26 protein-coding genes are annotated in these 26,456 nt (G+C 50.9%); 12 read left to right on the forward strand and 14 right to left on the reverse strand.

The genetic code is table 11. From position 1 onward, the window contains the following. Window positions 1–10: 10 nt before the first annotated feature. From fusA to IQ268_RS02150, 6 genes are all read right to left on the reverse strand, one after another. Window positions 11–2,086: an elongation factor G gene (fusA, locus tag IQ268_RS02125; protein ID WP_193875077.1), complete on the reverse strand. Its 2,076-nt coding sequence runs from the start codon at window positions 2,084–2,086 to the stop codon at window positions 11–13. An 89-nt stretch (window positions 2,087–2,175) separates the two neighbouring features. Next, complete coding sequence (gene rpsG, locus IQ268_RS02130) at window positions 2,176–2,646, reverse strand: 30S ribosomal protein S7 (RefSeq protein WP_193875079.1); 471 nt, start codon at window positions 2,644–2,646, stop codon at window positions 2,176–2,178. A 242-nt stretch (window positions 2,647–2,888) separates the two neighbouring features. Further along, a complete protein-coding gene (gene rpsL, locus IQ268_RS02135; RefSeq protein ID WP_193875082.1) occupies window positions 2,889–3,263 on the reverse strand; it encodes a 30S ribosomal protein S12 in 375 nt (124 codons plus the stop codon). A gap of 215 nt (window positions 3,264–3,478) precedes the next feature. After that, on the reverse strand, window positions 3,479–3,820 hold the full coding sequence (locus tag IQ268_RS02140) for an iron-sulfur cluster assembly accessory protein (RefSeq protein ID WP_193875084.1): 342 nt from the start codon (window positions 3,818–3,820) through the stop codon (window positions 3,479–3,481). Window positions 3,821–4,041: 221 nt separating this feature from the next. Beyond that, window positions 4,042–4,458 (reverse strand): phosphomannose isomerase type II C-terminal cupin domain, encoded by a 417-nt coding sequence (locus IQ268_RS02145; protein WP_193875085.1) that lies wholly within the window; start codon window positions 4,456–4,458, stop codon window positions 4,042–4,044. A 506-nt stretch (window positions 4,459–4,964) separates the two neighbouring features. Then, window positions 4,965–6,083 (reverse strand): PLP-dependent aspartate aminotransferase family protein, encoded by a 1,119-nt coding sequence (locus IQ268_RS02150; RefSeq protein ID WP_193875087.1) that lies wholly within the window; start codon window positions 6,081–6,083, stop codon window positions 4,965–4,967. A 105-nt stretch (window positions 6,084–6,188) separates the two neighbouring features. On the opposite strand from IQ268_RS02150, the gene IQ268_RS02155 reads away from it, so the two are divergent. Further along, window positions 6,189–6,977, forward strand: a complete 789-nt coding sequence (locus IQ268_RS02155; protein ID WP_193875089.1) for a YdcF family protein — start codon at window positions 6,189–6,191, stop codon at window positions 6,975–6,977. 147 nt (window positions 6,978–7,124) lie between these two features. After that, window positions 7,125–7,349: a hypothetical protein gene (locus IQ268_RS02160; protein WP_193875091.1), complete on the forward strand. Its 225-nt coding sequence runs from the start codon at window positions 7,125–7,127 to the stop codon at window positions 7,347–7,349. A 57-nt stretch (window positions 7,350–7,406) separates the two neighbouring features. Here IQ268_RS02160 and IQ268_RS02165 read toward each other — a convergent pair whose 3' ends face one another. Beyond that, window positions 7,407–7,643 carry a ferredoxin-thioredoxin reductase variable chain gene (locus IQ268_RS02165; protein ID WP_193875093.1) on the reverse strand — a complete coding sequence of 79 codons (237 nt, stop codon included), beginning with the start codon at window positions 7,641–7,643 and terminating at the stop codon, window positions 7,407–7,409. Window positions 7,644–7,842: 199 nt separating this feature from the next. Next, window positions 7,843–9,801 (reverse strand): PP2C family serine/threonine-protein phosphatase, encoded by a 1,959-nt coding sequence (locus IQ268_RS02170; RefSeq protein ID WP_193875095.1) that lies wholly within the window; start codon window positions 9,799–9,801, stop codon window positions 7,843–7,845. A gap of 222 nt (window positions 9,802–10,023) precedes the next feature. Between IQ268_RS02170 and IQ268_RS02175 the strand changes: the two genes are divergently transcribed. Both IQ268_RS02175 and IQ268_RS02180 read left to right on the forward strand, forming a co-directional pair. After that, complete coding sequence (locus IQ268_RS02175; protein ID WP_193875097.1) at window positions 10,024–10,464, forward strand: NfeD family protein; 441 nt, start codon at window positions 10,024–10,026, stop codon at window positions 10,462–10,464. 44 nt (window positions 10,465–10,508) lie between these two features. Next, entirely contained in the window at window positions 10,509–11,483 is a 975-nt protein-coding gene (locus tag IQ268_RS02180) for an SPFH domain-containing protein (protein WP_193875099.1), read from the forward strand. A gap of 90 nt (window positions 11,484–11,573) precedes the next feature. On the opposite strand, the gene IQ268_RS02185 is transcribed toward IQ268_RS02180, so the two are convergent. Next, window positions 11,574–11,987 carry a Fur family transcriptional regulator gene (locus tag IQ268_RS02185; RefSeq protein WP_193875101.1) on the reverse strand — a complete coding sequence of 138 codons (414 nt, stop codon included), beginning with the start codon at window positions 11,985–11,987 and terminating at the stop codon, window positions 11,574–11,576. A 135-nt stretch (window positions 11,988–12,122) separates the two neighbouring features. Here IQ268_RS02185 and purS point away from each other — a divergent pair, with 135 nt between their 5' ends. Both purS and purQ read left to right on the forward strand, forming a co-directional pair. Then, window positions 12,123–12,395: a phosphoribosylformylglycinamidine synthase subunit PurS gene (purS, locus tag IQ268_RS02190; RefSeq protein WP_370584635.1), complete on the forward strand. Its 273-nt coding sequence runs from the start codon at window positions 12,123–12,125 to the stop codon at window positions 12,393–12,395. Between the two features lie 53 nt (window positions 12,396–12,448). Beyond that, entirely contained in the window at window positions 12,449–13,150 is a 702-nt protein-coding gene (gene purQ / locus IQ268_RS02195) for a phosphoribosylformylglycinamidine synthase subunit PurQ (RefSeq protein ID WP_193875105.1), read from the forward strand. Between the two features lie 12 nt (window positions 13,151–13,162). On the opposite strand, the gene IQ268_RS02200 is transcribed toward purQ, so the two are convergent. From IQ268_RS02200 to IQ268_RS02210, 3 genes are read right to left on the reverse strand one after another with little or no spacing between them, the layout of a single operon-like run. Continuing rightward, window positions 13,163–14,443 (reverse strand): MlaD family protein, encoded by a 1,281-nt coding sequence (locus IQ268_RS02200; RefSeq protein ID WP_193875107.1) that lies wholly within the window; start codon window positions 14,441–14,443, stop codon window positions 13,163–13,165. A 59-nt stretch (window positions 14,444–14,502) separates the two neighbouring features. Beyond that, entirely contained in the window at window positions 14,503–15,294 is a 792-nt protein-coding gene (locus IQ268_RS02205; RefSeq protein WP_193875110.1) for an ABC transporter ATP-binding protein, read from the reverse strand. A 56-nt stretch (window positions 15,295–15,350) separates the two neighbouring features. Next, on the reverse strand, window positions 15,351–15,503 hold the full coding sequence (locus IQ268_RS02210; protein ID WP_193875112.1) for a hypothetical protein: 153 nt from the start codon (window positions 15,501–15,503) through the stop codon (window positions 15,351–15,353). A gap of 301 nt (window positions 15,504–15,804) precedes the next feature. On the opposite strand from IQ268_RS02210, the gene yvcK reads away from it, so the two are divergent. Both yvcK and IQ268_RS02220 read left to right on the forward strand, forming a co-directional pair. Further along, entirely contained in the window at window positions 15,805–17,172 is a 1,368-nt protein-coding gene (gene yvcK / locus IQ268_RS02215) for a gluconeogenesis factor YvcK family protein (protein WP_193875114.1), read from the forward strand. A 138-nt stretch (window positions 17,173–17,310) separates the two neighbouring features. After that, on the forward strand, window positions 17,311–17,904 hold the full coding sequence (locus tag IQ268_RS02220) for a DUF3177 family protein (RefSeq protein ID WP_193875116.1): 594 nt from the start codon (window positions 17,311–17,313) through the stop codon (window positions 17,902–17,904). A gap of 24 nt (window positions 17,905–17,928) precedes the next feature. Here IQ268_RS02220 and IQ268_RS02225 read toward each other — a convergent pair whose 3' ends face one another. Then, a complete protein-coding gene (locus IQ268_RS02225; protein WP_193875117.1) occupies window positions 17,929–19,302 on the reverse strand; it encodes a cytochrome P450 in 1,374 nt (457 codons plus the stop codon). 264 nt (window positions 19,303–19,566) lie between these two features. Between IQ268_RS02225 and IQ268_RS02230 the strand changes: the two genes are divergently transcribed. The 4 genes from IQ268_RS02230 to tilS all read left to right on the forward strand — a co-directional run bounded on the left by IQ268_RS02230 (window position 19,567) and on the right by tilS (window position 24,360). Continuing rightward, window positions 19,567–21,384, forward strand: a complete 1,818-nt coding sequence (locus tag IQ268_RS02230) for a DUF3352 domain-containing protein (RefSeq protein WP_193875118.1) — start codon at window positions 19,567–19,569, stop codon at window positions 21,382–21,384. A 293-nt stretch (window positions 21,385–21,677) separates the two neighbouring features. Next, window positions 21,678–22,727 carry a c-type cytochrome biogenesis protein CcsB gene (ccsB, locus tag IQ268_RS02235; protein WP_193875120.1) on the forward strand — a complete coding sequence of 350 codons (1,050 nt, stop codon included), beginning with the start codon at window positions 21,678–21,680 and terminating at the stop codon, window positions 22,725–22,727. 146 nt (window positions 22,728–22,873) lie between these two features. Next, window positions 22,874–23,329: a KGK domain-containing protein gene (locus IQ268_RS02240; RefSeq protein ID WP_193875122.1), complete on the forward strand. Its 456-nt coding sequence runs from the start codon at window positions 22,874–22,876 to the stop codon at window positions 23,327–23,329. A gap of 35 nt (window positions 23,330–23,364) precedes the next feature. Continuing rightward, window positions 23,365–24,360 carry a tRNA lysidine(34) synthetase TilS gene (tilS, locus tag IQ268_RS02245; protein ID WP_193875124.1) on the forward strand — a complete coding sequence of 332 codons (996 nt, stop codon included), beginning with the start codon at window positions 23,365–23,367 and terminating at the stop codon, window positions 24,358–24,360. A 135-nt stretch (window positions 24,361–24,495) separates the two neighbouring features. Here the strand turns inward: tilS and hmpF are convergent, their stop codons facing one another. Further along, entirely contained in the window at window positions 24,496–26,259 is a 1,764-nt protein-coding gene (hmpF, locus tag IQ268_RS02250; protein WP_193875126.1) for a pilus motility taxis protein HmpF, read from the reverse strand. Between the last annotated feature and the right edge of the window lie 197 nt (window positions 26,260–26,456).

Below are 26,456 nucleotides of genomic sequence, written 5' to 3' on the forward strand. Positions count from 1 at the left end.
CTCTCTCTGATTATGCGTTCCCTTTACTCTTTGCAATGATTGTTTCAGCCACGTTGCGAGGCACCTCATCGTAGTGGCTAAACTCCATCGAGAATATGCCCCGACCCTGGGTCTTAGACCGGATATCAGTAGCATATCCGAACATCTCGGCCAAGGGTACCTTAGCAGTAACCTTGGCGATGCCACTATCGGAGCCCATTCCTTCAATCTGCCCCCGGCGGGAGTTTAAGTCTCCCATGACATCACCTAAGAAGTCTTCGGGTGCTTCGACCTCGACTTTCATCATCGGTTCGAGCAATACCGGAGAAGCCTTCATGACTGCCTCCTTAATTGCCATTGAACCTGCAATTTTGAAAGCCATTTCAGAAGAGTCCACCTCATGATAAGACCCATCAACCAGAGTCGCTTTGAGATCGATGACCGGATATCCAGCCAGAATACCAGACTCGCAAGCTTCTTTCATGCCCTGCTCCGCAGGGGCAATGTATTCCCTAGGAACAGAACCTCCAACAATTTTGGAGACAAATTCGAAGCCGCTGCCCGGATCGCCAGGTTCCAGCTCGATTACAACGTGACCATATTGACCCTTACCGCCACTCTGGCGAATAAACTTACCCTCTTGGCGAACCGACTTACGAACCGTTTCACGGTAAGCAACTTGGGGAGCGCCCACGTTAGCCTCTACCTTAAACTCTCGTAGCATCCGGTCAACCAAAATTTCTAGATGAAGTTCACCCATCCCTGCAATTACAGTTTGGTTGGTTTCTGAGTCAATACTGACACGGAATGTAGGATCTTCTTCCGAAAGTGACTGTAGGGCTTTCGAAAGCTTCTCCATATCCTGTTTGGTTTTTGGCTCTACTGCCACCGAAATTACAGGCTCTGGAATGTACAGGGATTCTAGAACGATGGGGGAGCTTTCGTCACAGATAGTATCACCAGTGAACGTATCTTTTAGACCCAAAGCGGCACCCAAATCTCCCGCCCGCAATTCGTCAACCTCAGTGCGTTCGTCCGCCTTCAAGACAATTAACCGAGAAATACGCTCTTTCTTGCCCTTTGTGGAGTTGTAGACGTAACTACCTTTGCTCAACACTCCAGAGTAAACCCGAACGAACGTCAGCCGACCATAGGGATCAGACATGATCTTAAAGGCCAAAGCTGACAACGGTTCATTGTCGTCGGCACGGCGAGCCGCTGTTTCACCGTTGGCGAGCGTCCCTTGAATCGGAGGAACATCTAAAGGAGACGGTAGATAGTCAACGACTGCATCTAACAGAAGCTGAACCCCTTTGTTTTTGAAAGCAGAGCCACAAAACACTGGAACGATCGTTCCATCAATGGTTCCTTTGCGAAGCGCGGCTCGAATTTCGTTCTCCGTCAGCTCCTCTCCTTCCAGATACTTTGCAGTCAGAGCATCGTCTGTCTCGGCAACGGATTCTATCAGCTTTGTACGGTACTCATCCGCCAACCCCCTCATATCTTCGGGGATTTCGGTGTCGTCCATGTCGGTGCCGAGGTCGTTGTTGTAGATGCGTGCGCGCATCTTCACCAGGTCAATGATTCCTCGGAACACGTCCTCGCTACCAATGGGGATCTGCACAGGAACGGCATTAGCTCGGAGGCGATCGCGCACCTGGTTATAGACCTTATAAAAGTCTGCACCTGTCCGATCCATCTTATTGATGAATACGATACGAGGAACTTTGTAGCGATCGGCCTGACGCCAAACGGTTTCGGTCTGTGGCTGAACCCCACCAACAGAGCAAAGCACAGTAATTACACCGTCCAGTACTCGCATCGAACGCTCGACTTCAATCGTGAAGTCAACATGTCCGGGGGTATCAATAATATTGATGCGGTGGTCTTTCCAACTTGTGGTGATAGCAGCAGCAGTGATTGTAATACCCCGCTCCCGCTCTTGATCCATCCAATCGGTAACAGCCGTGCCTTCGTGCACCTCGCCGATCTTGTGGATTACGCCCGAATAGAACAGAATTCGTTCTGTCGTCGTCGTTTTCCCCGCATCAATATGGGCGGCAATTCCAATATTACGTATCCGCTCAAGCGGGATATTACGTGCCACAGCTACCTCCTTGTTCTTTGCAGCTTTTCATAAACTGCATCTGTTAAGATTTTATACTTTTTCCCAGCAAGGATGTGTTCTTCTCAAATTTAGTAGCGGTAATGGGCAAATGCCTTGTTTGCTTCGGCCATTCTGTGGGTTTCTTCCCGTTTGCGGATAGCGCTTCCGGTTTCATTAGCGGCATCCATCAGCTCGTTGGCTAACCGACCTGCCATTGTCCGTCCAGAACGCTGCCGAGAGAACTGAGTCAGCCAGCGAAGCGCCAAAGCAATGCCTCTATCTGACCGCACTTCCATGGGAACCTGATAGGTCGCACCACCAACCCGGCGTGCCTTCACCTCCACGAGGGGGGTTGCATTTCGCACGGCTCTTTCGAAGGTTTCCAGAGGATCTGAGCCTGTCCGCTCTTCAATGAGTTTGAACGCATCGTAAATGATGTTGTAGGCTACAGATTTTTTGCCGCTGTGCATTAAGCGACGCACCATCATGCTGACGAGGCGGCTATTATGAACCGGGTCAGGCTGAACCGGGCGCTTTTGAATAACTGTACGACGAGACATAATGATCCCTAAAGCACTATTTTTGGATTGAACGTAGTTGAACGGACAGAATTGCTAGACTCCAACTTTGAAAGAAGCAGTTACAAGAGATCTTGATTTGCCCACCCCAAACCGCTCAGGTTGTTAAACGGTTCCAAACAGCATCAAACGACCATCAGAAAATGTGTTTGTGTTACAAATGTGTTTGTTTTTCAACTGAGCAATTGGTTTTGAAGGCAACCTAGCAGCTAGAAATACTTTGGCTATTGCTTTGGACGCTTGGCACCATATTTGGAACGTCCTTGACGGCGATCCTTCACACCAGCCGTGTCAAGCGTTCCGCGAATGATGTGATAGCGAACCCCCGGCAAGTCCTTAACCCGACCACCCCGGATCATGACAACAGAATGCTCTTGCAGGTTGTGCCCGATCCCCGGAATGTAGGCAGTTACCTCGAAGCCGGATGTCAAACGAACACGCGCAACCTTACGGAGAGCAGAGTTTGGCTTTTTGGGTGTAGTTGTATAAACCCTGGTACAAACACCACGACGCTGAGGGCAGCTCTTTAATGCAGGCGATTTAGTTTTTTTCTTGGCCTTGCGGCGTTCGTCACGAATGAGTTGCTGGATAGTGGGCATGGGCTAAAGCGGATCTTGCCTCTTACAAAATTTAACTGGCTGAAGTTTTCAACAGTCTCTAACTATATCGATTCTAGCGGGATACTGTCAATTTTGTTTTGACTATTTCGTAGTTTACCTGTATTAGCTGATGTTGGCTGACTGGTCGAGTCGGCTGGGTTGTAGTCTGGTTAAAGACGGCTCCCAATCTTTGCCGATCGATGCCTGTTTGTTGCTCAGACGAGTTGTTTTTCGGCGATCGAGAAAGAGTTCCCGCAACCACAGGTTTGAGCTGCGTTGGGGTTATGGAACCGGAATCCACCCCCCATCAGGTCTTCAGAATAATCGATGGTTAAGCCGTTCAGGTAGGGAACGGTTTGAGGCGCGATCGCCAGTTTAACTTCGCCCCGTTCCAGAACCATATCTTCAGCACCGGGACACTCGACCAAAGCCAGCACATAGAAAAAGTCAGAACAGCCACCCACTTGTACACCCACCTGGAATAGCGCATCTGGATGGTGTTGCCTGGACTTTATACGGTTAATCTCGGTGATAGCGGCTTGACTTAAATGAATCATGACTTCAAGAATTCGAAAATTCTAATCAACAAGAACTAACGGCTTGCCGATCTTACAGCGGTTAGACGATCTACTACTACACCCTAAAAACCATCCTAAAAACTACAAGGATAAGAGCTAGCCCCTATCCTTGTGTTGGTGGATTTGTTGTTTCAAAATTCACTTGATCGAGGGGGCTGTCAATGCATCCTCGCCTGACCCTCTTTCATTTGGAGCTAGTGCTATTTGGCGCGGGCGTAGTCATCCTGATAGCGAACAATATCGTCTTCGCCCAGATACTCACCATTTTGAACTTCAATTAGGATGAGAGGAATTACGCCAGGATTTTCCAGGCGGTGGGCTGTGCAGGGCGGCACATAGGTTGACTGATTGCTGAAGAGCAACATTTCGTTCTCTGCACAGGTTACTCTGGCGGTTCCTGCAACAACGATCCAGTGCTCGCTGCGGTGGTGGTGCATTTGCAGGCTAAGGCGATGCCCTGGCTTAACCTCGATTCGCTTGATTTTATACCCACGCCCTTCTTCTAGAACAGTAAACGACCCCCACGGGCGAAGTTCAGTAGCAGCAACTGCCTTAGGTGCAACAGAATTGGGCAGGGGCATTGCTGTCGCTTGAGTTGCTTCTTGAGTTTTAGCCATGACCTATTCTCCTTAGGTTCGTTGTGAGCTTGAGCTAATCCATCAGATATCTAGAGTTCACTCAGGCATTACTTAATGTGAAGGGCCATGCTTTTGCCCACGGACACAACCGATACGCCGGTGAAACCGAGATAAACATAACAAATGTCTTCTAGCTGTTGTCACCTATATCCCCCTTAATTTGAGGCATTTATATCGATTCTTCATCAGTAAGAGGTGTCCTTTAAGCCTGCTTCAAGTTTTTCCAACCCAAAAGTACAACTTCGTGGTTTCGGAAGCCCTCAACCCGTGGTGTTTAGTCAACCCCTCTACTTCAACTCCCCCTGCTCCAGCGAAACAGGGTGCAATCGCTGTTTTTGGTGTTCTAGCAGGTGTTTCAGAACCAAGCAGGGTAGTCCCTATTTCTTTGATATTGCACCTTAGCCGCTATTTCAAGCCCAATAGTTATCGAGCAGGTAATCAGCAAGGCAGTCAGCAAGGCAGTCTCTAGTTCAACCGTTGAGGGGTCAGTTCAACGCTTGCTCTAGATCTGCTATTAGATCATCTGGATGTTCTAAACCAATGGATAGTCGCAGTAGATTGTCGGGTGTTCTGGTTCCTGCTCCTTCAATGGACGCACGATGTTCAATCAGACTCTCAACACTGCCAAGACTGGTGGCTCGGGAAAATAGCTTGACGTTTGCAGCAACGGCAAAGGCGCGATCGCGTCCACCCTTAATTTGCACCGACAGCATTCCACCAAAACCGCGCATTTGCTCAACGGCAACACTGTGTCCAGGGTGATGAGGCAGACCGGGGTAATGAACGGCTTCGACCGCTGGATGCTGGTGCAGAAACTTAGCCACGCTGTAGGCGTGATCGGCATGGGCTTTGACCCTGTAGGGTAAGGTTTGAATGCCACGCAGTGTTAGCCAGCAGTCAAATGGGGAGGGAACAGCACCTCCTGTTGTCTGCAAATGCCGGATAGTTTGAAAGCGTTCTGAATCGGTACGAGCAATCACTGCTCCACCCAAAACATCGCTATGTCCGCTCAGATACTTAGTAGTGGAATGAACGACCAGATCAACTCCATGTTGAAATGGCTGCTGTAAGAGTGGAGTTGCCCAGGTGTTGTCACAAACGCAGATGGCTCCGGTTTGGTGCGCCAGTGCGGTGATTTCGCTCAGGTTGGTTATCTTGAGCATGGGATTTGAGGGAGTTTCGATCCAAAGTAAGCGTGTGTTGGGCTGGATGGCCTGTTGCACCTCAGCAACACAGGTCATGTCTACAAAAGTGACCTCTAACCCCCAGGTCGCAAAAACGCTGTTCAGCAGTAATGGCGTGCCGGAGTAGGCTTCGTTGGGCGCAATTACGTGATCCCCTGGCGCGAGCGCTTGAAAAACGGCGGCTGTGGCTGCCGATCCGGAGGCAAAAGCGGCTGCCGCAACTCCCCCTTCCAAGGCGGTAAGGCACTGTTCCAGGGATGCTCGGTTGGGGTTGTTGGTGCGAGTGTATAAGTAATCGTGGGGATAGCTACCGTCTGCTTCTCGCTCAAAGGTGGTAGACAGGTAGATGGGAGGAGCGATCGCTCCTGTGGCTGGGTCGGGGTTACGTCCGGCATGGATAGCCAGGGTTTCAATCCTCATGGCAAATCTGGATGAGTAGACTGTGGACTGTAGATATTAAGACACAAGATACTAGGGCGCAAAGGTCAAACAGCTCAATTGCTTTGGTTAAGGATGACATCGCTGATGTTCTTATTTCTGTCGAAATTGCTGCCGTTGTTCATTTATCCGTTAGGACTGGCCTGTGTATTGCTGTTGATTTCGCTATTAACGGTGTGGCACCGCCCTCGATTGTCCGCCGTTTTTGTCGCGTTAGCGCTGGCGGCTCTGCTGCTGGGTGGTAACAGCCAAATCTCGACCTGGGTTGTGCGATCGCTAGAGTGGCAACACATTCCGACCGAAGTGCCTTCTGCGGAAGCGATCGTGGTGTTGGGAGGTGGAATTAAACCTGAATTTTCGCCTCGTCCCTGGATCGATTTAGCGGAAGCAGGCGATCGCGTCATTTATGGGGCAAGGCTATTCCGTGAGGGAAAAGCCCCTGTCGTTATTCTCAGCGGAGGACGTATTGGTTGGAAAGGCGGTGGCCCGCCTGAATCAGCCGATATGGCTAAACTGGCTGAGGCGTTGGGTGTGCCAGCAGCGGCGATTCTGCAAGATCAAACCTCTTTGAACACGTACGAGAATGCAGTGAATGTCCAACGCATTCTGCAAGAACGGGGCATTCGCCGGATATTGCTCGTCACGTCTGCGATGCACATGCCGCGATCGCTCCGAATTTTTCAAAAACAGGGAATTGAAGCAATTGCGGCACCGACGGATTTTATCGTGACAGAGCAAGAAGTGCGTGAACTGGATGGCAGCCCCCAGGCGATCGCCCTTAACCTTATTCCGGATGCAGACAGCTTACAGCAGTTGACCCGTGCTTTGAAGGAGTATGTGGGTACGTTCATCTACCGCTTACGAGGTTGGTTATAGGTCTGTTGCTACCAGCAGGCGGTTGGTTTGGTGAAAATTTTGTGCGTCAGAGGGCTTGCGCTACTCTGAAAAAGGCGGCTTACTCCTGGAGCCAGTCACCTCGTTCTAAGTTCAACGGCTTAGCCCTAACTGTAATAGCAGACTGTGATGGCAGATATTCACCACATTATTATCCAAACTCCCAAGCCTGAAATTGAAATTTTAGAGGCGTACTCTGTGAGCCAATCGTTCTACCGCGAAGTACAGTTGCGACAAGACCACGAGCAGGATTGCCAACGTTACAAAACTGTAGCGGCACAGCATCAGAAAGAGCTTGAGAGTATGCAGAAAGATATCAATTTTTTAGGCTGGTTTTATCGAGGACGAGGATGATTTCACCCGTTTAATGTTCAACTCGCTTCGCTGTTTCTGGCGGTTGCTTCCTGGCAGCTAGGAGTCTGATGCCACTGAAACTTCCAGTTCATCTTCACGAAAATGCGCTTTGAATTTGCCATCGAATTTGACGTGTACCGGAAGATTGGCACTGACAGGCTTACCTCGCCACTCTTGGAGAATGGCAATTACTTCACCCTCCTGTCCTTTGATGTCAAACGGCTCATTTCGATGAGCGGGATGGTGATAAACAATAACTGACTCTTTGACACGAATGCGATCGCCAACCTTCATATACGTTTCTAGTATTTTTTGTCAACGTCTGAATAGTATCGACAAAGTTCTATGAATGTCTGAGTTAAACACCCTTAGATATCTTTGCATACGATGATTCCTTTCCCACCGTTGTTGTAGGAATTAGGCGCTAAAAAACTGGAGTTCGCTCCAGACGAGTGGCAGAAGTGCCCTACCAATCAATGATGCGAGGCTTTGCTTAATTCTCAGATTCAAATATTTCCAATAGATTGTCTTGGGTGCGTTGAAACCCTGTGGGATCGACTCGCTGCCAGATCAATAGCCCAGCAACCCCAAGGGCGATCGCCAGAACGATCGCGCCAAACCCCATTGCCCAACGGCTATAGCGCTCTTGCGGCTCTGGTGCTGGCTCTGTTGCGATCGCCTCTGGTGCTTGTTCGTCAGCATCATCGTACAGCAATGCTTTTGATGCTTCTGATAGTTCAGAATTTGGGGTGGCGGTGGCTGGGGGCGCAGATGTTGTAGGCTTCACTAACTGAGCAGGGTCTTTAGATACCTGGCAATAGAGCATGACTAGCGAAACATTGTCATGACCATTGTGCTGATTGGCGAACTCAATCCACGACTGAACGGCTGTCTCCAACGCGGTTTTATGTTCAAACACCGATTCGGCGATCGTTTCCCACGATCGCTCAACCAGGCCATTGTCGCTCAACCCATCTGAGCACAACAGCAGAATTCCGTCTTCTTCCACAATCAACCGTTGAATCGTAGTGTGAATTGAATCAGCATCACGAGTACCTAGCGCCTGAGTTAAAGCGCCGCTGTCGGGTCGGCGAACCGCCTCCTGATATAGGCTTCGTCCCGTTCGCACGTCGCGCGTTGCCACATCATCATCAACGGTCAAAAGTTGACAGTAGTGAGGTGTAATCCAATAAGCTCGGCTGTCACCCACGTGAGCCAGATACAATTCATGAGCGTTGCGCCTTCCGCTTGCCGTTGTTACAGTTTGGGGCAACTGTAATGCCATCGCTAAAGTCGTGCCCATACGCTGGCGGGCGGCTCGTCCTTGCGTATCATTCTGGTTGGAGATCATATTGTTCACCACTCGCACAACGGCCTCAAGCTGTTGTGCCACAACATCGGGGGGAAGGAGTTCCGCCTGTTCTTCAACTTCAACCAGCAGGGCGCGCACCTGCAATTCTAGAGACTTTAAGGCCAGATGGCTTGCCACTTCACCGCCAGCATGACCACCAATGCCATCACATACAATTCCCAAATACGGCAGCGCTGGGTCGGCCTGACCCTGGGTATTCGCAGGATAACAGGCATCCTCATTGTGAGCGCGTTGTGGCCCCGTGCTAGTGGCTCCAGCAATCTGCACGTAAAGCGGCAGTTGAGCGGCTTGCTCTAAAAGAATCTGGTTCAGTTGTGCTGCGATCGCATCTAACACGTTGTCGGTGTTCTCAGCGACCATCTGCTGGCATAGTGCCTGTAACGCTGGCGCTATTTGAGGATTAGCCTGATTAACCAGCGGCTGCCAAACCGTTGCTAAATCTTGTAAAGACGCTAGTTTAAGGGGAGTATCTCCCTCGGGCTTTCCGCTCGGTTTTGGTTTTCCTGCCCGCAGTTGCAGCAAACGAACGCGCCAGCCTTCAACCCGAATATTTTCATCAATCAACAAACTGGATGCTACCCCCGCGTCTTGCAGCGGTACCCAGAGTTGCAAGAGTTGCCAAAGCCAATAGGTTTGGCGCACAGCAGAGGCGTGCGGCCATTGCGATCGCAAACTGGGATACGGCTTTCCGGCTCGGCTGAGAGGAACGTTGTCCAGTAGCGCAACCGTTCGGGTGTCTGCCTTGCAAAACCCGTGTACGACTGGAAGATGCAGTCGGTATGGATAAAGGCGTAAATAGGGCATCACCCAATTCGCTAGTTCGGTGCTGGCCCATTCGGTTGGAATTTCGGGCGCTTGCCCTGGCTGCAAGTCCAGCCAAATCTGGGGAGCCAGCACTCGGTATCGATTTTCGACATGCGTACCAATGGGTACCTGACGGAGATCGGCACCAACCGCCCAAAGGTAGCGATACAGCAACGGAGCTTGGCAACGATCGCATACCAACTGTCCCAACAGGTTCTCGGGATGCAGGCAGGCGGGGTTAGGGCACTGAATATAGGATGGTGGGGGACTGCTCATGTGCCGATGCGGTGTAAGAGTTACCCTAAAGATAAGCTGATCAGGTCGTGAAATGAGGCTGAGGTCAGGCTAAATTGGGTTCAAGTGTACCGCATTCGTTTCCCCCTGCTGCGACATGTTGGTGAGAGGCATGAAAGCAGGAGTTTTATGGCATGAACCCTCCGAAACTTCGTGCTTTCAAGTATTGAGTTTGTCCGTTAAAACACCAATTTAAGTTTCAATATGTTAAGTCCTTGGCTAATTTGGCTGATCGCGGGCGTTATTCTCTGCGTAATGGAATTTGCGTTGCCCACCGCATTTATCGAGTTCACGATGGGAGTGAGCGCCATTCTGGTTGCGTTGCTGGTATGGGTGCTTCCTCAAATGTCCTTTGGCCTCCAGGTTGTTTTCTGGTTAGTGTTATCGGTGGGGTTAACGATCGCCTCACGCCGCTTTGTGCCTCAGGTTAAATCACGTCTGTTAGAAGATGCAACCGAGGCCAAAACCCTGACGGAGATTTTGCCAGGGGAAAACGGACGCGTTTTGTACGAGGGCAACTCCTGGCAGGCTCGATGCGGTGATGAAGCGGTGGCGATCGCACCTAACCAGAAGGTTTATGTGGTTGAACGACAGGGGAATACTTTAATTGTGATGCCAGCAAGTTCAATCCAAGCTCATTTTTAAGCATTGGCTGCCACATAAAATAATTAAACTTTAGGAGAATTGAAATGGGCGAGCTAGTCGGTTTTTTAGCATTCTTAGTTCTAGGTGGTTCTGCTCTGGCCGGTTCCGTTCGGATTGTGAACCAGGGGAACGAAGCCCTCGTCGAGCGACTAGGACGATACACGGGGAGAAAGCTGACACCAGGACTGAACATGATGGTGCCCTTTGTTGACAAGGTGGTGACCCTGCAAACCATCCGGGAAAAGGTGATCGATATTCCGCCGCAACAGTGCATCACTCGGGACAACGTTTCTATTTCCGTGGATGCAGTGGTTTACTGGCGCATTATGGATTTGGAGAAGGCCTACTATCGTGTAGAAAATCTGCAAACGGCGATGGTGAACCTGGTGCTAACCCAAATTCGCTCTGAAATGGGCAAACTGGAGCTAGATGAAACCTTTACTGCCCGCTCCGAAATTAACGAACTCCTGCTGCGAGAGCTGGATATCTCTACCGATCCGTGGGGCGTGAAGGTAACGCGCGTTGAACTGCGAGATATCGTACCGTCCAAAGCGGTTCAAGATTCGATGGAGCTGCAAATGTCGGCAGAACGGCGAAAACGAGCGGCTATTTTGACCTCTGAAGGAGAACGAGAATCTGCCGTAAACAGTGCTAGAGGTAGCGCTGAAGCCAGAGTGCTAGATGCTGAAGCACGCCAAAAATCGGCCATTTTAGATGCTGAAGCGCAGCAAAAGAGTATTGTGCTGAGGGCGCAAGCCGAACGGCAAGAGCAAGTCCTGAAAGCGCAGGCGACGGCAGAGGCGTTACAGGTGATTGCTAACACCCTGCGAACCGATCCAAATGCTCGAGAGGCGCTTCAGTTCTTGATGGCGCAACATTACATTGAGATGGGCACCAAGATCGGCAGCAGCGACAGCAGCAAGGTGATGTTTATGGACCCACGCAATATCCCTGCTACGGTTGAAGGAATGCGTTCCATCATCGGGGATAGCGTTCCTAAATCCGCAAAGCCAAGCTAATACGAGTGGGCGATCGCTTCGATGCAGTTGCAATGGATCTAGAGCATCTGTTGCGTGGGCGATCGCCCACCATCTTACCCTTCACACGTTTTACCCTTCAGAGGTATGGCTGGTTGCGGCATGGGTGGGCTGGCAGGTGGTGCAAATGCCAAAAAACTCTAGTGTGTGGTAGTAAATCTTAAATTGATAAGACTGATGCAGTTGGTCTTCTAGCTCGTGCACGGGGCATTCGTTGATTGGAATTGAAGCACCGCACTGCAAACAGGTTAAATGGTGTCGATCTTCCTGCACCGAGCTGTAAAGAGACTCCCCGCTGGCCAGGGTGCGTACCTGAACCGATCCCTCTAATTTCAACGCATCAAGAGAGCGATAAACGGTCGCTAAACCCATCGTTTGATTCTGATTTCGCAGCTCAATGTAAATATCTTGAGCAGAAATTGCTCGGTTGAGCGTCTTGAGCAATATCAAGATACGCTCTTGACTGCGAGTGCGTTGAGTTTTCATAAGTCGTGTTATACCTAACCCTCAATCTGCCCTGAATAGAGCCAGATGTCTAGTTTCTACGCTATCTCATGCTCCATACCCCTGAGTCCCATTCTAGAATGAGTGCTGTGGCGTTGTAGATTTCCTCTGGTTCCTGTGATGCAAACTTATCAAGCTCGTATTTATGTAACGCTTCGTCCGTCGGTGCTCGATCCGGCTGGTACGGCTGTGGAATCTGGGTTAAGGCACCTTGGCTACGATAACGTCGCACATGTGCGGATTGGGAAATACGTTGAATTAACGTTAACGGCAGCCAGCGAAGCGATCGCCAGAGAGCAGCTCGATCGGGTGTGTGACCAGCTTCTTGCTAACCCGGTGATTGAAAACTATCGGTTTGAGCTGACCGAACTGGCTGAAGCCAGTGCCTAAATTGCTATGCGCTACAGTCTAACTTTTTTGTTCCACTACTTCGCACTCTACCCATGAAATTTGGTGTTATTGTCTTCCCTGGCTCCAACTGCGATCGCGATATTGCCATGGTCGTGCGCGATTTGCTTCAGCAACCAACTCGTATGGTTTGGCACGAAGAGAGCGATCTGTCCGACCTGGATGTGATTGTGATTCCCGGTGGCTTTAGTTATGGCGATTATCTGCGCTGTGGTGCGATCGCGCGGTTCTCGCCAGTCATGCAGGCCACGGTCAAACACGCAGAACAAGGAAAGTACGTGTTGGGAGTCTGCAATGGATTCCAGGTGTTGACGGAAACCGGGCTGTTGCCGGGAGCGTTGATCCGCAATCGCGATTTGCATTTTATTTGCGATCGCGTTCCCTTAAAAGTTGAGCGTGCCGACTTACCCTGGACGCAATGCTATCAACCCGGACAAGTCATCTCTTTGCCTATCGCTCATGGAGAGGGGTGCTATTACGCAGATGATCGGACGCTAGCCGAATTAGAAGAGCATAACCAAATTCTGTTTCGATACTGCACAACAACCGGAGAGATCACAGAGGACAGTAACCCCAACGGGTCGCTACACAACATTGCCGGACTCTGTAACCGTCGTGGTAACGTCGTTGGCATGATGCCTCATCCTGAACGAGCTTCGGATTCGATGTTGGGCAATACAGAGGGGCTTAAGCTGTTTGAGGGACTGTTGCAGGGGGCAATGGCAACAGTGGGCTAGGGGATATTTGGCTTAGTTTGGCTCAGAGGGTGACGAGAACTCCGAATCCGAGCCAAACTGTCCCTCTGTATTCAGGCGAGTCAGGCGGGCAGGCACCTGGGGCTGCACCATCTCAGCCGGGTCATTCAGGTCGTTCAATGGGCTACCTTCTACCTCATCCAGGCTAACTACCATCGGCGTGAGGGTTTGGGCGATCGCCGTCTGCTGCTGCAACTGTTGTGTTGAAGACACCAGGCCGCTTAAGCCATCCACCAAATCGCGTAAATTGCGGCGAAACGCTGGATCACCCGTTAGCTCGTCCAGATCGGCTGTAATCTTTTGAGCATTCTGGAATGTAGAACGAGCAGAATCAAGCGTTTGCTGAAGCAGCAAGACATTTTCACTACTGCCAACCGCTTCAGTTAAGTTTCGTAAGTTGCCAGAGGCTTCAGCCGCATTCGCTGATAGGGTTTCCAGATTTTGAATGAACTCGCCTTCTTCAACCATTGGTGCCAGCTGATCCACGGTTAAGCGTAAGCGGTTGCTCGCTAGGTTGAGATTATTCAACGTGCTGATTAACGTCGCCCGATTAGTCGTTAACAAACTATTCAGTTGAGCCGCTGTTAAACCAAACTGGTCAGCCGCCTGCCCTACCGACGTAGCTGATGCCGATGCTGATGCCGAGAGACTGGTGAGTTCCCGTTCAACGGTGCTGGTTAAGCCGGTCACTTCCTGCGTTAATGTTGCGACACCAGCCGCCGCGTTAGATGTATTTCGGGTGAGTTCCTGGATATCCGAAAAGAAATCCGGATCAGCAAACAAATTGGTGAACTCAATCGACGAGCGAATTAATGCATCGAAACTGACACCGATTTGCCCCTGAAGGCGATCGCCATTACACACAATCAGGGCCGCATTGCAGTCAGCGGCAATCGGATTGGTGTCAATCTCTCCTGGCGGCAACTGAACCGTTGGTGTAATTTCAATCGATGTTTCGCCAATTAACCCCGACTGGTTCGCTTCAACCACCAAGTTGGGTTTGGGAATCAGTACGCTGGCAGAGGCAATCTCAATTTCAACTTCAACCACGTTTGTGCCGGGTCGGATTTCAGTAATCTTACCTACGCTGACCCCTCGGTAGCGCACTGCTGCACCAGACTGCATCCGAGCAACGTTGTCAAATTCAACAACAGCTCGGTAGCTTCTAGAACCAAGATTAAGTCCTCGAATCCAGAGAATTAGGAATCCAAGTAACCCCAGCCCTACCAAAATTAACAGGCCGACAGACCCTTCTCGAATCGTTCGCGATCGCATGATCTCTCCTTCTAGCCGTCTGCGCTCAAAACATCAATGAATCGTTCATGGCCTATTCCTCAAGCATTCAGGTTCGCCACCTGAATTGGCCCTTGTACACTACCACTGAAAAACTGCCGGATGATAGGGTCATCCGTTGCATCAATGTCGTTGACGGTGCCTTCCCACTGCACTTTGCCCTGGTATAAAAAGATGATGCGATCGGCTGTTCGCCGGATGGTGCTGTCCTGGTGGGTGACAATGACGTAGGTACCGCATCCCTCCTGGTTGTGTTGCAGTTGGCGAATCAAATCTTCAATCACCGTTGAAGCAATAGGGTCAAGACCAGCCGTCGGTTCATCGTAGAGCAGCACTTCGGGCACATCCCTGGGATTGTCGGGATTAGCCATGACGGCGCGAGCAAAGCTGACCCGTTTCCGCATTCCTCCCGATAGCTCCGCCGGGTAGCGATTGCCGATTCCGGGTAGCCCTACCATCTCTAATTTGCGATCGACTAATTCTCGAATTCGTCGTTGAGATAGCCTGGAATGCTGATACAGAAAAAAGCCAACGTTTTCATCAACCGTCAGCGAGTCAAACAGCGCCGCCTGCTGAAATACCATCCCAATGCCGATTGGGTCTTGTGCATCCTCTGCCAGCCCTTCTCGCAGTTGCCCTTGAACGTAAATTTCCCCAGCATCCGGGGCTAGTAACCCAGCAATGATCCGTAAGATGGTTGATTTTCCGGTTCCAGAAGGGCCAATGATGGCAACCGCCTCACCTCGGTCAAGGGTGAAGTCAACATGATCGAGAACAACATTACCACCAAAGGACTTACAAATCCCTTTAAGTTGAATGAGCGGCTCAGACATAAGGTTATGACGTGAGTGGTTGAGAGCCAATTTAGCGTGAATCTTGCGGGACGACCCTAATCCTGGAGGGAGCGATCGTCCAGTTTATAACTCCGTCTGCCGGGTGGCAAAAACGAATCCACCATGCTGGCTTGAGTTGGATGGAGAATCGTTTCTCTCAAAAACTGAGCGACGCTGTGAGCTTCCGCCCCACCAGATTCAAAATACATTCCAGATTTATGAACTTTATGCTGATTCTTTAAACTGAGTGCCCTAAATTTGCTCTAGCCATGTACTCTGGACTAGCAGTTTGGCTCAGATCAAATCCCTGCTGATACTGATGAATACGAGGGCAATTGACCTGATCCTGTGCTTTTTTTCAGTTTGAGTCGTTAGAATTCGAGCCTTGCCATCGGCTTGAACGGCTATTCAACGATACGACCTCATGAATGCTGTTGGTTGAGGCAGCCCGTCCAGAATTGGGTGCGAGTTTACGGTTTAATTTTGTCATTCTCTTGCTCCTACCCCGCTATGTTTTTTGGTCTATTCAAGCAAGCCCTGCACCTGTTTAAGCAGAAGTCTCGCCATCGTCCCTCGCATCGCGGTAATCGATGGTTTTTGTGGTTGGCTCCGGGGATATTGGTAAAGCGCTGGTTGCTCCTCAGTGCCGGTGGGGTGATGTTAGCAGGACTGGGGTTAGCCATTTGGACGAGACAAACGCCGATCTACTACTTTACTCAATTCATTGGTGAAGTTCTAGAAACCATTACAGAAATTCTTCCGTACTACATCAGCGGGCCACTGGCGGTCATCATTGGCATCCTCTTTATTTTCTGGGGGCAAACTCGTAGCCTGGGTGCCATCACTGAAGTTCTCATGCCTGAAGGCAATGAAGAGCTGATTGACATGCTGATTACACATCGCCGTTTGAATCGGGGGCCAAAAATTGTAGTCGTCGGTGGCGGGACAGGGTTATCGACCTTGCTGCGGGGCTTAAAAGCCTACAGTGCCAACATTACAGCGATCGTTACTGTGGCTGACGATGGCGGCTCATCTGGTCGTCTGCGGCGCGATTTTGGAGTGCTACCCCCCGGCGATATTCGCAACTGTTTGGCAGCTCTGGCCGATGAAGAAAAGCTGATTACGGAACTGTTTCAGTATCGGTTTCGAGCAGGGAGCGGCTTAACAGGGCATAGCTTTGGCAATTTGTTTCTAACCGCCATGAGTGACATCACTGGCGACTTAGAGCAGGCGATCGCGGCGAGTTCCAAGGTATTAGCCATCCGCGGGCAGGTGCTGCCAGCCACATTAAGCGATGTGCAGCTCTGGGCAGAACTGTCAGACGGTCGGCGAATTGAAGGTGAATCTCAGATTACAGATGCCAACGGCAGCATTGTTAAGATTGGCTGCACGCCTGCCAACCCTCCGGCTCTTCCCAGGGCGCTACGAGCCATTCGCGAGGCAGACTATATTATCATCGGGCCGGGTAGTCTCTATACCAGCGTAATTCCCAACCTGCTGGTGCCTGAGATTGCCGAGGCGATCGCCAACCGCAAGGTACCACGCCTTTACGTTTGCAATGTGATGACCCAGCCCGGTGAAACTCAAGGGTATACGGTTTCAGACCACATTCGCATGATCGATGCGGCTTGTGGCTATCAGTTGTTTGATGTGGTGTTGGTGCAAAAGAAGACGCCATCGGCACAATCACTCATTCGCTATGCTCAAGAAGGGTCGCATCCGGTGTACTTTGACCGAGAAGCGGTGATGCAGTTGGGTCGCCGTATCTTGATTGCCAATGTGATTTATGAAGATGAACACAGCGGCCTGGTGCGGCATGACAGCGATCGCCTGGCTCGGGTTTTGCTGCGCTGGTATAGCAAAAGTCAGGGTGTATAACGGTGCTGCGTTTGAAGTGTTTGACGCTGGGCATTGCCTCTAATTGACCCACCCCGAGTATAGACAGCACGCTCTAGAATGATAAGTTGGGCATCATCATGATGGCTACTACGATTGTTACGGGGTTGAACTGAACATATGTCACCGGAGTTGCTGCGATCGCTTGTTTGGACAGATTTTCGCCTGGCTCTACTGTTTGCCGTCTTTATCCCGCTCGTCCTGCTTATTTGGGCATTCATGAAGAAATCAGAGGCGATACAGCGACTGTTAATTATCTACTGGCGTGTTTCTAGCCTGTTGGCTGTCACGGTCTATCTTTTTATCGGAAATCTTCCGATTAGCTTTGTTGCCGGTATCCTGGCGAGCATTCTAATTCCAATTAGCCTCTGGTTTTGGGTTGACCTCAATGAAGAAATTGATGATCTGTCCCCGTCTTCGATGAAGCTGTCGTTTACGGCCTGGCGCTGGGCCATCAGCGTTTACAGCGTGGTAGGGGTGTTAACCAGTCTGCCGTTTCTGCAATGTTCGGTCTCAACCACAGCCTACGCTACTCCCTTTTGCCAGGTTTGGCGAGAGCCATCTCTACTCTTCAAAGAGTATTTTCATGCAGGATATACCCCTCAGTTTTTAGGGTTTTTAGGCATTGTCGGCCTGGTTATTTACGTCCTCTATCTGGGGTATTTTGTTCTGGTTCGCTTGGGCAAGCAAGGCCGCTCAGCCGCGCACAACTAGCGGTTTGTTAAGACCCGACATCGCTTAAGCCCACCGCTGGCCTACCTTAATCATTTTGAGATGGCTGGGTGGGGCTAGCGTCACTCCTCGGCGAATGGGTTTAATATCCCGATTGTTGAGCAATTGAAGCTGGTGGCAAGACAGCACCTCAGCTAACACCAGTTTCATTTCAAACAAAGCAAAGGCCATGCCAATGCAGCGGCGGTTGCTGCCGCCAAACGGCAAATACTCGTAGGGTGAAAACTGGCGTTCTAAGAACCGTTCGGGTTTGAACTGTTTGGAGTCAGGATACGTATCTGGCCGATGGTGCGCCAGGTAAACGCAGGGAATTAAAACGGTGTCAGGCGCAAACCGATGCCCCATGACCTCAAACCGTGTTGTTGTAATCCGGGGAAAGGCAATGGGGGTGACCGGAAAAATACGCAGCGTCTCCTGGCAAACCGCACTCAGGTAAGGCAGGCGGGCGATCGCCGCTGGATCAGCGTCTCGTCCGGCAGTTCTTAGCTCCTGCAACAGCCTGGTTCGCACATGCGGTACTCGATGCACCCAATAGAGTGCCCAGGTCAACGCCGACGCGGTGGTTTCATGCCCTGCTAGTAGCAGCGTCATCAGTTCATCGCGCAGTTCCACATCGCTCATCGGCTGTCCGGCCTCATCCCGTGCCGCTAACAGTAACGTTAAGATGTCCTGCCGAGTTGGATCAAAATTCTTGCGCCGTTGACGAATCTCGCTATAGAGGAGTTCGTCAATCCTGGCACGCTGCCGCAAAAAAGTTCCCCAGGGACTCCAGGCTCCCCAGTCTCGCTGTAAGGACGGCATAAACAGCAAGCTTGAACTGAGCGGAGAGCCAATCAGATCCAGCACAGAACGCAACAGTTGCCGAAGCTGCTCAAAGCGATCGCCCTGCCCCAGGCCAAACACCGCTTGCAAAATCACCCGCAGGGAAATCTCCTGCATGGCGGGTCGTACGGAAAAGGGTAGGTTGATGACCCACTCTTCTGCTACCCGCTGCGTGATCTCCCGCATCAAACTACCGTAAGTCTGCATTCGCTCTCCGTGGAAGGAGGGCATGAGCAGTTGCCGTTGCCGCTGATGGCGATCGCCATCCAGCGAAATTAATGATTCATGGCCGATCAGCGGACTCAAGATGCCGTTGGCAGAGCCAACCTTAAACTGTTTAGGATTGGCTTTAAAGATGGCTTGAATTGCTTCCGGCTGACTGAAAAAAACAGCATCACCTAACCGACTCAGGCAGACGGTAAAGGTGTCGCCATACCGCTCTGTACAGTCTTCCATAAACTCAATAGGCTGAGCAATCCACCGCAACAGTTGCATCGCTGGCGGATTTTGAGGACCATCAGGACGTTTTGTTGGGGCGTGTTGGCTAAGACTAGTCATGTTTTGTTTCGTACTATCTCTTCTCCGAGGGTACACATTTCTGGAAGATTACGGGTGGAGCGTTCGTGATTAAGGGTCGAAAGTGCAAGGTGGGTTCGGTGAATTTACTCTTGTGTTGGTTGGCTATCGTTGAGCGGTCGTCTGATCCGTGTCGATATTTCCGAAGCTCATGTGTAGCTGACACATGTTGCGCCTCAGACACCGCTATCGTTTGCTAAATTGGCAAGGCAGCGCTTTATCTGGGCTGTTTACCTGTTAAAGCTTATGATGCTCAAGCCAAAAAAACCTGCTTTATTGTTAACGTTAGGCGCGGCGATCGCCCTGATCTCTGGTGGAGCCGTCGGTTATTGGTTGACGACTAAACGCCCCCAGGCCGGAGAGTTACCGGCTGGCATTACTGTTATTCCCCAAGATGCTCTTGTGACGCTCTCTTTCTCAACGGATGAAGGGCAGTGGCGGCAGCTTAGAACCTTTGGCACCCCTGAAAGTCGAGCGGTGTTGGATCAAAACTTGATTCAGTGGCGCGATCGCCTCTTAACTGATAATGGTTACAACTACCAGCAAGATATTAGACCCTGGATTGGGCGTGAGATGACGATCGCTTTCTTATCTGCCGAGTCCAGTTCAGCCAATGCCAGCGCTGAGTCGATTGGCGGGACTGAAGCCAGCTCGGAATCGGCTCCGTTAGCTCCTCAGGTACCACCCCTGGCAGGGCAGCAGACGGCTGTTATGGTGCTGCCGATCGCTGACCCAGTTCAGGCCCAGCAAACGCTGGCTCGCCGGACTGGCGACAAGGAAGCAGCCGTTGAGCGAGATTACAAAGGCCTAAAAATACAAGAATTTAATCAAGAAGCCCAGCCTTATGCGGCGACGGTTTTAGACGGGCGGTTTTTGGTCGTTAGCTCTGAAGGCAAGGCTCTAGAGCAAGTGATCGACACCTATAAAGGCGAGGAGTCTGTAACCAATGCTCCTGGCTTCGTCGATGCATTTCGAACCATTGCGGCTCCTCAACCGTTTATGCAAGTCTACGTCAACGTGCCAGCAGCAAAAGCGTTAGCGGCAGAAAACTCAGTTCAGCCTGTTCCATCTCAGAATTTGGCACCGCTGCAAGACAATCAGGGCTTGGCCGCCGCCATGACGCTCCAGCCCAATGGTGTCCATATTGAGGGCGTAACCTGGCTCAATCCAGAGAGCGAGCAGCGCTATCGAGTCACCAATGAAGCGGTGAGAATGCCCAGTTTGTTACCGGCAGAAACCTCACTGATGGCTTCAGGCGGGAACTTACAACGCCTCTGGGAAGATTACAGCCAGCGCACCACGGTGACCACCAGTAGTATCCTGAACCCCAACTCTCTGCGGCAAGGGGTCCAAAACTTTACCGGATTGAATCTGGATGATGACTTAATGCCGTGGATGAGCGGGGAGTTTTCCCTGTCTCTGCTGTCCCATTCTGAAGCGGCTGTTAGTCCTGGAACGGGTGTGGTGTTTATGGTGCGAGCTAGCGATCGCCGTGCGGCTGAACAAACCCTGGAGCAACTGGATGGCACCATGCGCGATCGCTACAACTTCCAGGTGAACGAGGCGGATATTGAAGGGCAATCGGTGGTGAACTGGATTTCACCCTTTGCTGCAATGACGGTGACGCGCGGCTGGATGGATGGCAACGTACTGTTTCTGGCTTTTGGCACGGGTGTACCCAACGCTATTTTACCAGCCCCAGATAGCCGTCTAGCCGATCAACCCCTGTTCCAGGAAGCCACGGTGACTGAGCTAAATTCCAATAACGGGAACTTTTACGTCGATATCGAGCGCTTGACCCAATCGGGCAATGGTTTGCCGTTGCCGATTCTGGCACCACAGCAGCAAATTTTCATCAGCGCCATCCGCTCGATTGGTGTGACCACAGCCATTGCCAACGAACGCAGCACTCGTTACGACATCAATGTTTTACTCCAGTCATCGGGCAGTCCTGCCCCTCTAGCCGCTCCGTCGCCTGGAGGTAGCTCGCCGCCGGATGTAGCCCCCAATGCTGAAAAAAGTCCGGCAAGCCCCGACGCTACGCCTGAGCCGTCTTCCAACTAGCTGGCTGGTTGGCTCAGGCGGAATCCATATCGATCGTTAGTTAGTTAGTTAATCTCATGACGGAGCAGGAATAGTATGCTCACTGCCTCAGCATTACTAGGCTAGCTGCAACCAGATTTAGCTACCCCATCTGCGCCTGCTTAAAACCTGACGTATTCGTCGCTGGCCTGTGTCGGATCTAATAAAACTACGTTGGAGAATCGCGATCGGACACATCATAGCGGAACAAGACTCGATAGGATAGAGATGAGAACTGAGTATCGATCCTGACGAAATCATCGGAGAGACACTGCATGGATCTAGTAGCACTACAGAGCTGGTTAGACAATGCCTCGTTTGCCGTTCTGTTTACGACGATGCTGATTTACTGGGGAAGTGCGGCTTTTCCAACCATTCCGTATCTCTCTACTTTGGGAACGACCGGAATGGCGATCGCCAACCTCTGCATTGCAGCCTTACTGAGCGCCCGTTGGATAGAAGCGGGGTATTTCCCACTCAGCAACCTGTATGAATCGCTATTCTTCATTGCGTGGGGCATTACCGCTATCCATTTCCTGGCGGAAAATATGAGCCGCAGCCGCTTGGTCGGAGTATTTACCGCCCCAGTAACAATGGCAATTGCGGCTTTTGCAGCCCTGTCTCTCCCCACCGAGATGCAGTCTGCCGAACCTCTAGTGCCTGCACTCAAATCAAATTGGCTCATGATGCATGTTAGTGTCATGCTGCTTAGCTATGCTGCGTTGATGGTTGGCTCTTTGCTAGCGATCGCCTTTTTAATAGTCACACGTGGGCAAAACATTGAATTGAAGGGCAGTTCTGTTGGCACAGGCGGATTCCGAAATGGGCGCTACCGTCCGCTTCAGGCTGAGGAACCTTCAACTCCCATAGAACTGGCGGCAGCCACTGAACCCCTCATAGACCATTCAGGGACTGGCAAAACGGCTGTTCTCGACCCTGTTGCAGTTGCGACTGTTGAAAAGGTCTCAACTCAAGCCAAGGCAGAACTACTGTCACCTCAACGCTTAAACTTAGCAGACACCCTGGACAACATCAGTTACCGCATCATTGGACTAGGTTTTCCGCTGTTAACCATTGGCATCATCGCTGGAGCCGTTTGGGCAAACGAAGCCTGGGGATCATACTGGAGTTGGGACCCGAAAGAAACCTGGGCTTTAATCACCTGGCTAGTCTTTGCAGCTTATCTACACGCCCGCATTACTCGTGGCTGGCAGGGACGGCGGCCAGCACTCTTAGCTGCGTCTGGGTTTGTTGTCGTCTGGATTTGCTATCTGGGAGTCAATCTATTAGGCAAAGGGCTTCACAGCTACGGTTGGTTTTTCTAAAGTGGCATTGCCGAGCAGCCGACCATTCACTTATGCCAAATCGGCTTTTGAGCGTTCGGTTATACAGTTGAGACATATAGAGACAGCACGGTCAGATTGCAGCCTTGCAACTGACCGTTTTTCGAGGAAGACTGGGAGAGAGATTAATGGATAAAGGATATGGCTTGCTTGGTGATGACGAAGTTTTATACGTCAACTTTGGCCGCATTCTTATGGCAAACCCCACCTTCAAAGTCAGTGAACTGCTAGATGCGCTAGCTCAGCTCGTCAGCGAACGAGAAGTTGACTGGTCAGAGGAAACCGAGGGTTGGTTTGGCGATGGGTTAGAATGCGAAGCGCTGCGAGTTGGAAACCAAGGATGGCAGCGTGGCAAGGTGAGAATCCGTCTGGAATTTTGCCCCGCAGAAGACAAGCCTAAACTACTGAAAAATCCAGTCAGTCAACGGGAAGAGCCGTATCAACGTGAGGTGGTTCGTCCACGGGAAGAACCCTACCCACGAGACGAACCCTATTCTCGTGAGGATACCTATCGACGCAGCAACCGGGAAGAAATTTATCCTAACCGGGGTGACTTCTACGGCGATATTGAAGAAGACTACTAAACTCACCTCCATCACAGGGATTGAGCAGAAGTTTGATGGTGTCATCTCGTTGGACGCTGCTTCACGCACGAGTGCATCGTACCGTTCGACAACGGCAGCTATTGCAACAGCAGCAGCGACTACTGGTTGCCGTTTCCGGTGGGCAAGATTCCCTCTGTTTGGTTCGGCTATTGCTTGATTTACAGCCAAAATGGGAATGGGAATTAGCGATCGCTCACTGTGACCACCGTTGGCGGTCTGACTCCCTCGCAAACGCAGATTATGTTGAATCGCTTGCCCAAGCCTGGAATGTGAAGTGTCATCGAGCTGTTGCGGCTGAAGCGGTTACAACTGAAGCAGAAGCCCGTCACTGGCGCTATGAGGTGCTAGCCACCCTTGCCCAAAGCCAGGGTTATTCAGCCGTCGTTACAGGGCATACGGCTAGCGATCGCGCCGAAACTCTACTTTACAATTTAATTCGCGGTAGCGGTGCAGACGGGCTGCAAGCCCTGACATGGAACCGACTGCTGGTACCCGGCGTTCAGCTTGTTCGTCCGCTGTTAGAAATCACGAGAACCGAAACGGCGCAGTTCTGCCAAACGGCTCATCTGCCTATTTGGGAAGACTCGACCAATCACGATCAACGCTTTGCCCGTAACCGCATTCGGCAAGAACTGTTGCCTTATCTGCAAACGCACTTTAACCCTCAAGCCGAACAAGCACTGGCTCAAACCGCAGAACTGCTGAGGGCAGATGTAGAATATCTCGAAATGGCGGTTGATCTGCTGTGGCAGCAAGCAGTTGGAACAGCATCCCACGCAGAACAACTAAACCGTCCAGTGCTGCAACAGGCACCGCTAGCCCTGCAACGGCGAGTGTTGCGACGGTTTCTGCAAACCATTTTGCCATCGGCTCCCCGCTTTGAACACATTGAAAAGCTAGCAGCGCTGATCACTGCCCCCAACCGAACTCAGACCGATCCGTTTCCAGGTGATGCGATCGCCCAGGTTGAGGGAGATTGGATTGTATTGCGATCAAACAACAATCGTTGACCGATCAACGCCAGCTTACAGCCATGTTCATTTACATTCACCACATCCTACACCCCACACCCCACACCCATCTTGGCAAGACTGTGGCTGACTCGATTGAGAACTGCTGTAATTAAGCGCCGTGTCACCGTTTGTTCAGGAAGCGGCTAACTCAGGCATGGGTTCGCCAACCAACCGCTGAATCGCTTGCTGCATTTCGGCAATGGTTTCCTGCTGATAGTCAATTGCTTCCTGAAACTGAGTCATGACGCTGGCGATCGCTTCCGACTTTAGTTTTAGTTCGTTAAGGCCGTCCTGCGTGGGTTGCAGCATTTCTTGATAGGTATTGACTCTGCCCCACATTTCTGACGTAGCTGCCTTTTGAGACTGCCATTCCTGCTCTATCTGCTTAATTTCATTGCGTTTTTCGTCCTGTTCCTGGTGTTGCCGCTCCACCAATGAAGCCATTTGCTCGATCGTGTCTTTCAGTTGCTGGATTTCTGCTTCGGCCCGCTGTAGCTCCTGAGCGTACTGCTGTTTCAGCGTCTCGATCTGGCTCAAAACTGGCTCTAAATCAATGTCGCTTTCCACAGCATCACTTCGCGGAAATCCTTGACGACGAGCCAGTACCGCTTGATGCTGCCTTAAGATGGCTTCTCTTTCCTGCAAATTGCGGCGTTGCCCCACTAACGTCTGATTCAACATCTGATACCGATCTTGCTCATCCGCTCTCTCTGTTTCCAGACGCAGGCGATCGTATTCACTTGCCTGTTGAATCTGCTGGTTTAGCTCATCAATTGCGTCTTGTTGCAGCGATAATTCTTCTTCCTGGCTAGCAACAAAGCGAGACATTTTCTCCAGATCGTTTTCTAAATCTTGAGCCAGTTTTTGCAGTTCATCCAACGGCATTTGCTCTAAAGCACCAAGGTCAACTTTTGCTCCAATTCTAACGCGATCGGACACATCCGCTAACCCGTAAACCCGTTGATAGAGCGTGTCTTGATGCTGAATATGCTGTGTTAGAACAAGAGCATGGTTCTGCTTTGACTCAAGCGCCCGTTGCTCGGCTTTGAGTTCTGCCCGAGCTTGTTCCAGGGCATCTTGAGCTTGTTGCCATTCCTGCCAGCGATTTTGCAGATCTTGCCCTTGGCGATCGATATCTGCTTGAAGCTGATACACAGTCGATTGCTTTTGCTCTAAGTCCTGCCAGCAATGGTTCAGCCTTTCGTTCTGTTGCCCAAACAACGAAAACGACAAATCAAGCTGCTCCCGGACGAAGGTTGTCGGTGTGACCACCCCAGCGAGGCGATTCAACAACTCGTTCAAATAACGAGCTTGCTCGTCATCCAGTGCATTAGACTGTTGCAACTCAGCCTGCCGCTCGTCTAAACGGCTTAACTCACCGTGCAACTGAGCCCATGCACCTTCCAATTCTTGATTCTTCCGGTCGAATTCTTCACGCAGCCGATCAACATCCAGTTGAGCCGTATTAATTTCTTGACGCTGCTGTTCCAGGCGCTCAAAGTCTTCCTCCATCTGCTGCAATTGTTCCTGTCGGGCTTCCATTTCCATTTCCCGACGGTTCAACTCCTGACTCTGGTAAGTCAGCGATTGCTTCCACTGCTCAATTTCTTCTTCCTGAGTCTTCGCTTTTTCCTGTAGCCGTGAAAAGTTTTGCAGAATACTGATGAGCTGGCGACTGGCCTCAGAGTGGCGCTGCACTTGACGATTGGCCGTCAAATCAAGCATCACTAATGTTCCAGCGTTGTAACTAGACGCATCATCAGGTGCGGGGATAATTTCTTCCCCTGATACGACGCTCCAACACTGTTCTGAGCGCTGACAGGCGAGCAACTTTAGCTCAGCCTTGCCACTTCCAATCACTCTAGTCTTTTTCAGTACTTCTGCTAGATACAGCACGCCGATAATCCTCTTTAGTGTCTATGCTCGACCTGCAACGGCTTTTTGATCAGTTATTTAGCTAAATTGAGTCCAGTTTAAGGAAGCAGCGTTGGCAAAACAACCTGTTTTAGTGATTCTAGTCCAACAACCCGACTCGATCGCATCGGCCATCACAACGATATTGCTGATTCAATCAAAGATTGGAGCTAATTCTT

Source organism: Oculatella sp. LEGE 06141, assembly GCF_015207605.1.
Lineage (GTDB): Bacteria > Cyanobacteriota > Cyanobacteriia > Elainellales > Elainellaceae > Oculatella.

Bases quoted from the DNA above. Each gene is read 5' to 3' on its own strand.
- rpsG (WP_193875079.1), bottom strand. From the start codon at position 2,646: ATGTCTCGTCGTACAGTTATTCAAAAGCGCCCGGTTCAGCCTGACCCG.
- rpsL (WP_193875082.1), bottom strand. From the start codon at position 3,263: ATGCCCACTATCCAGCAACTCATTCGTGACGAACGCCGCAAGGCCAAG.
- IQ268_RS02140 (WP_193875084.1), bottom strand. From the start codon at position 3,820: ATGATTCATTTAAGTCAAGCCGCTATCACCGAGATTAACCGTATAAAG.
- IQ268_RS02145 (WP_193875085.1), bottom strand. From the start codon at position 4,458: ATGGCTAAAACTCAAGAAGCAACTCAAGCGACAGCAATGCCCCTGCCC.
- IQ268_RS02150 (WP_193875087.1), bottom strand. From the start codon at position 6,083: ATGAGGATTGAAACCCTGGCTATCCATGCCGGACGTAACCCCGACCCA.
- IQ268_RS02155 (WP_193875089.1), top strand. From the start codon at position 6,189: ATGTTCTTATTTCTGTCGAAATTGCTGCCGTTGTTCATTTATCCGTTA.
- IQ268_RS02160 (WP_193875091.1), top strand. From the start codon at position 7,125: ATGGCAGATATTCACCACATTATTATCCAAACTCCCAAGCCTGAAATT.
- IQ268_RS02165 (WP_193875093.1), bottom strand. From the start codon at position 7,643: ATGAAGGTTGGCGATCGCATTCGTGTCAAAGAGTCAGTTATTGTTTAT.
- IQ268_RS02170 (WP_193875095.1), bottom strand. From the start codon at position 9,801: ATGAGCAGTCCCCCACCATCCTATATTCAGTGCCCTAACCCCGCCTGC.
- IQ268_RS02175 (WP_193875097.1), top strand. From the start codon at position 10,024: ATGTTAAGTCCTTGGCTAATTTGGCTGATCGCGGGCGTTATTCTCTGC.
- IQ268_RS02180 (WP_193875099.1), top strand. From the start codon at position 10,509: ATGGGCGAGCTAGTCGGTTTTTTAGCATTCTTAGTTCTAGGTGGTTCT.
- IQ268_RS02185 (WP_193875101.1), bottom strand. From the start codon at position 11,987: ATGAAAACTCAACGCACTCGCAGTCAAGAGCGTATCTTGATATTGCTC.
- purQ (WP_193875105.1), top strand. From the start codon at position 12,449: ATGAAATTTGGTGTTATTGTCTTCCCTGGCTCCAACTGCGATCGCGAT.
- IQ268_RS02200 (WP_193875107.1), bottom strand. From the start codon at position 14,443: ATGCGATCGCGAACGATTCGAGAAGGGTCTGTCGGCCTGTTAATTTTG.
- IQ268_RS02205 (WP_193875110.1), bottom strand. From the start codon at position 15,294: ATGTCTGAGCCGCTCATTCAACTTAAAGGGATTTGTAAGTCCTTTGGT.
- IQ268_RS02210 (WP_193875112.1), bottom strand. From the start codon at position 15,503: ATGTATTTTGAATCTGGTGGGGCGGAAGCTCACAGCGTCGCTCAGTTT.
- yvcK (WP_193875114.1), top strand. From the start codon at position 15,805: ATGTTTTTTGGTCTATTCAAGCAAGCCCTGCACCTGTTTAAGCAGAAG.
- IQ268_RS02220 (WP_193875116.1), top strand. From the start codon at position 17,311: ATGTCACCGGAGTTGCTGCGATCGCTTGTTTGGACAGATTTTCGCCTG.
- IQ268_RS02225 (WP_193875117.1), bottom strand. From the start codon at position 19,302: ATGACTAGTCTTAGCCAACACGCCCCAACAAAACGTCCTGATGGTCCT.
- IQ268_RS02230 (WP_193875118.1), top strand. From the start codon at position 19,567: ATGATGCTCAAGCCAAAAAAACCTGCTTTATTGTTAACGTTAGGCGCG.
- ccsB (WP_193875120.1), top strand. From the start codon at position 21,678: ATGGATCTAGTAGCACTACAGAGCTGGTTAGACAATGCCTCGTTTGCC.
- IQ268_RS02240 (WP_193875122.1), top strand. From the start codon at position 22,874: ATGGATAAAGGATATGGCTTGCTTGGTGATGACGAAGTTTTATACGTC.
- tilS (WP_193875124.1), top strand. From the start codon at position 23,365: ATGGTGTCATCTCGTTGGACGCTGCTTCACGCACGAGTGCATCGTACC.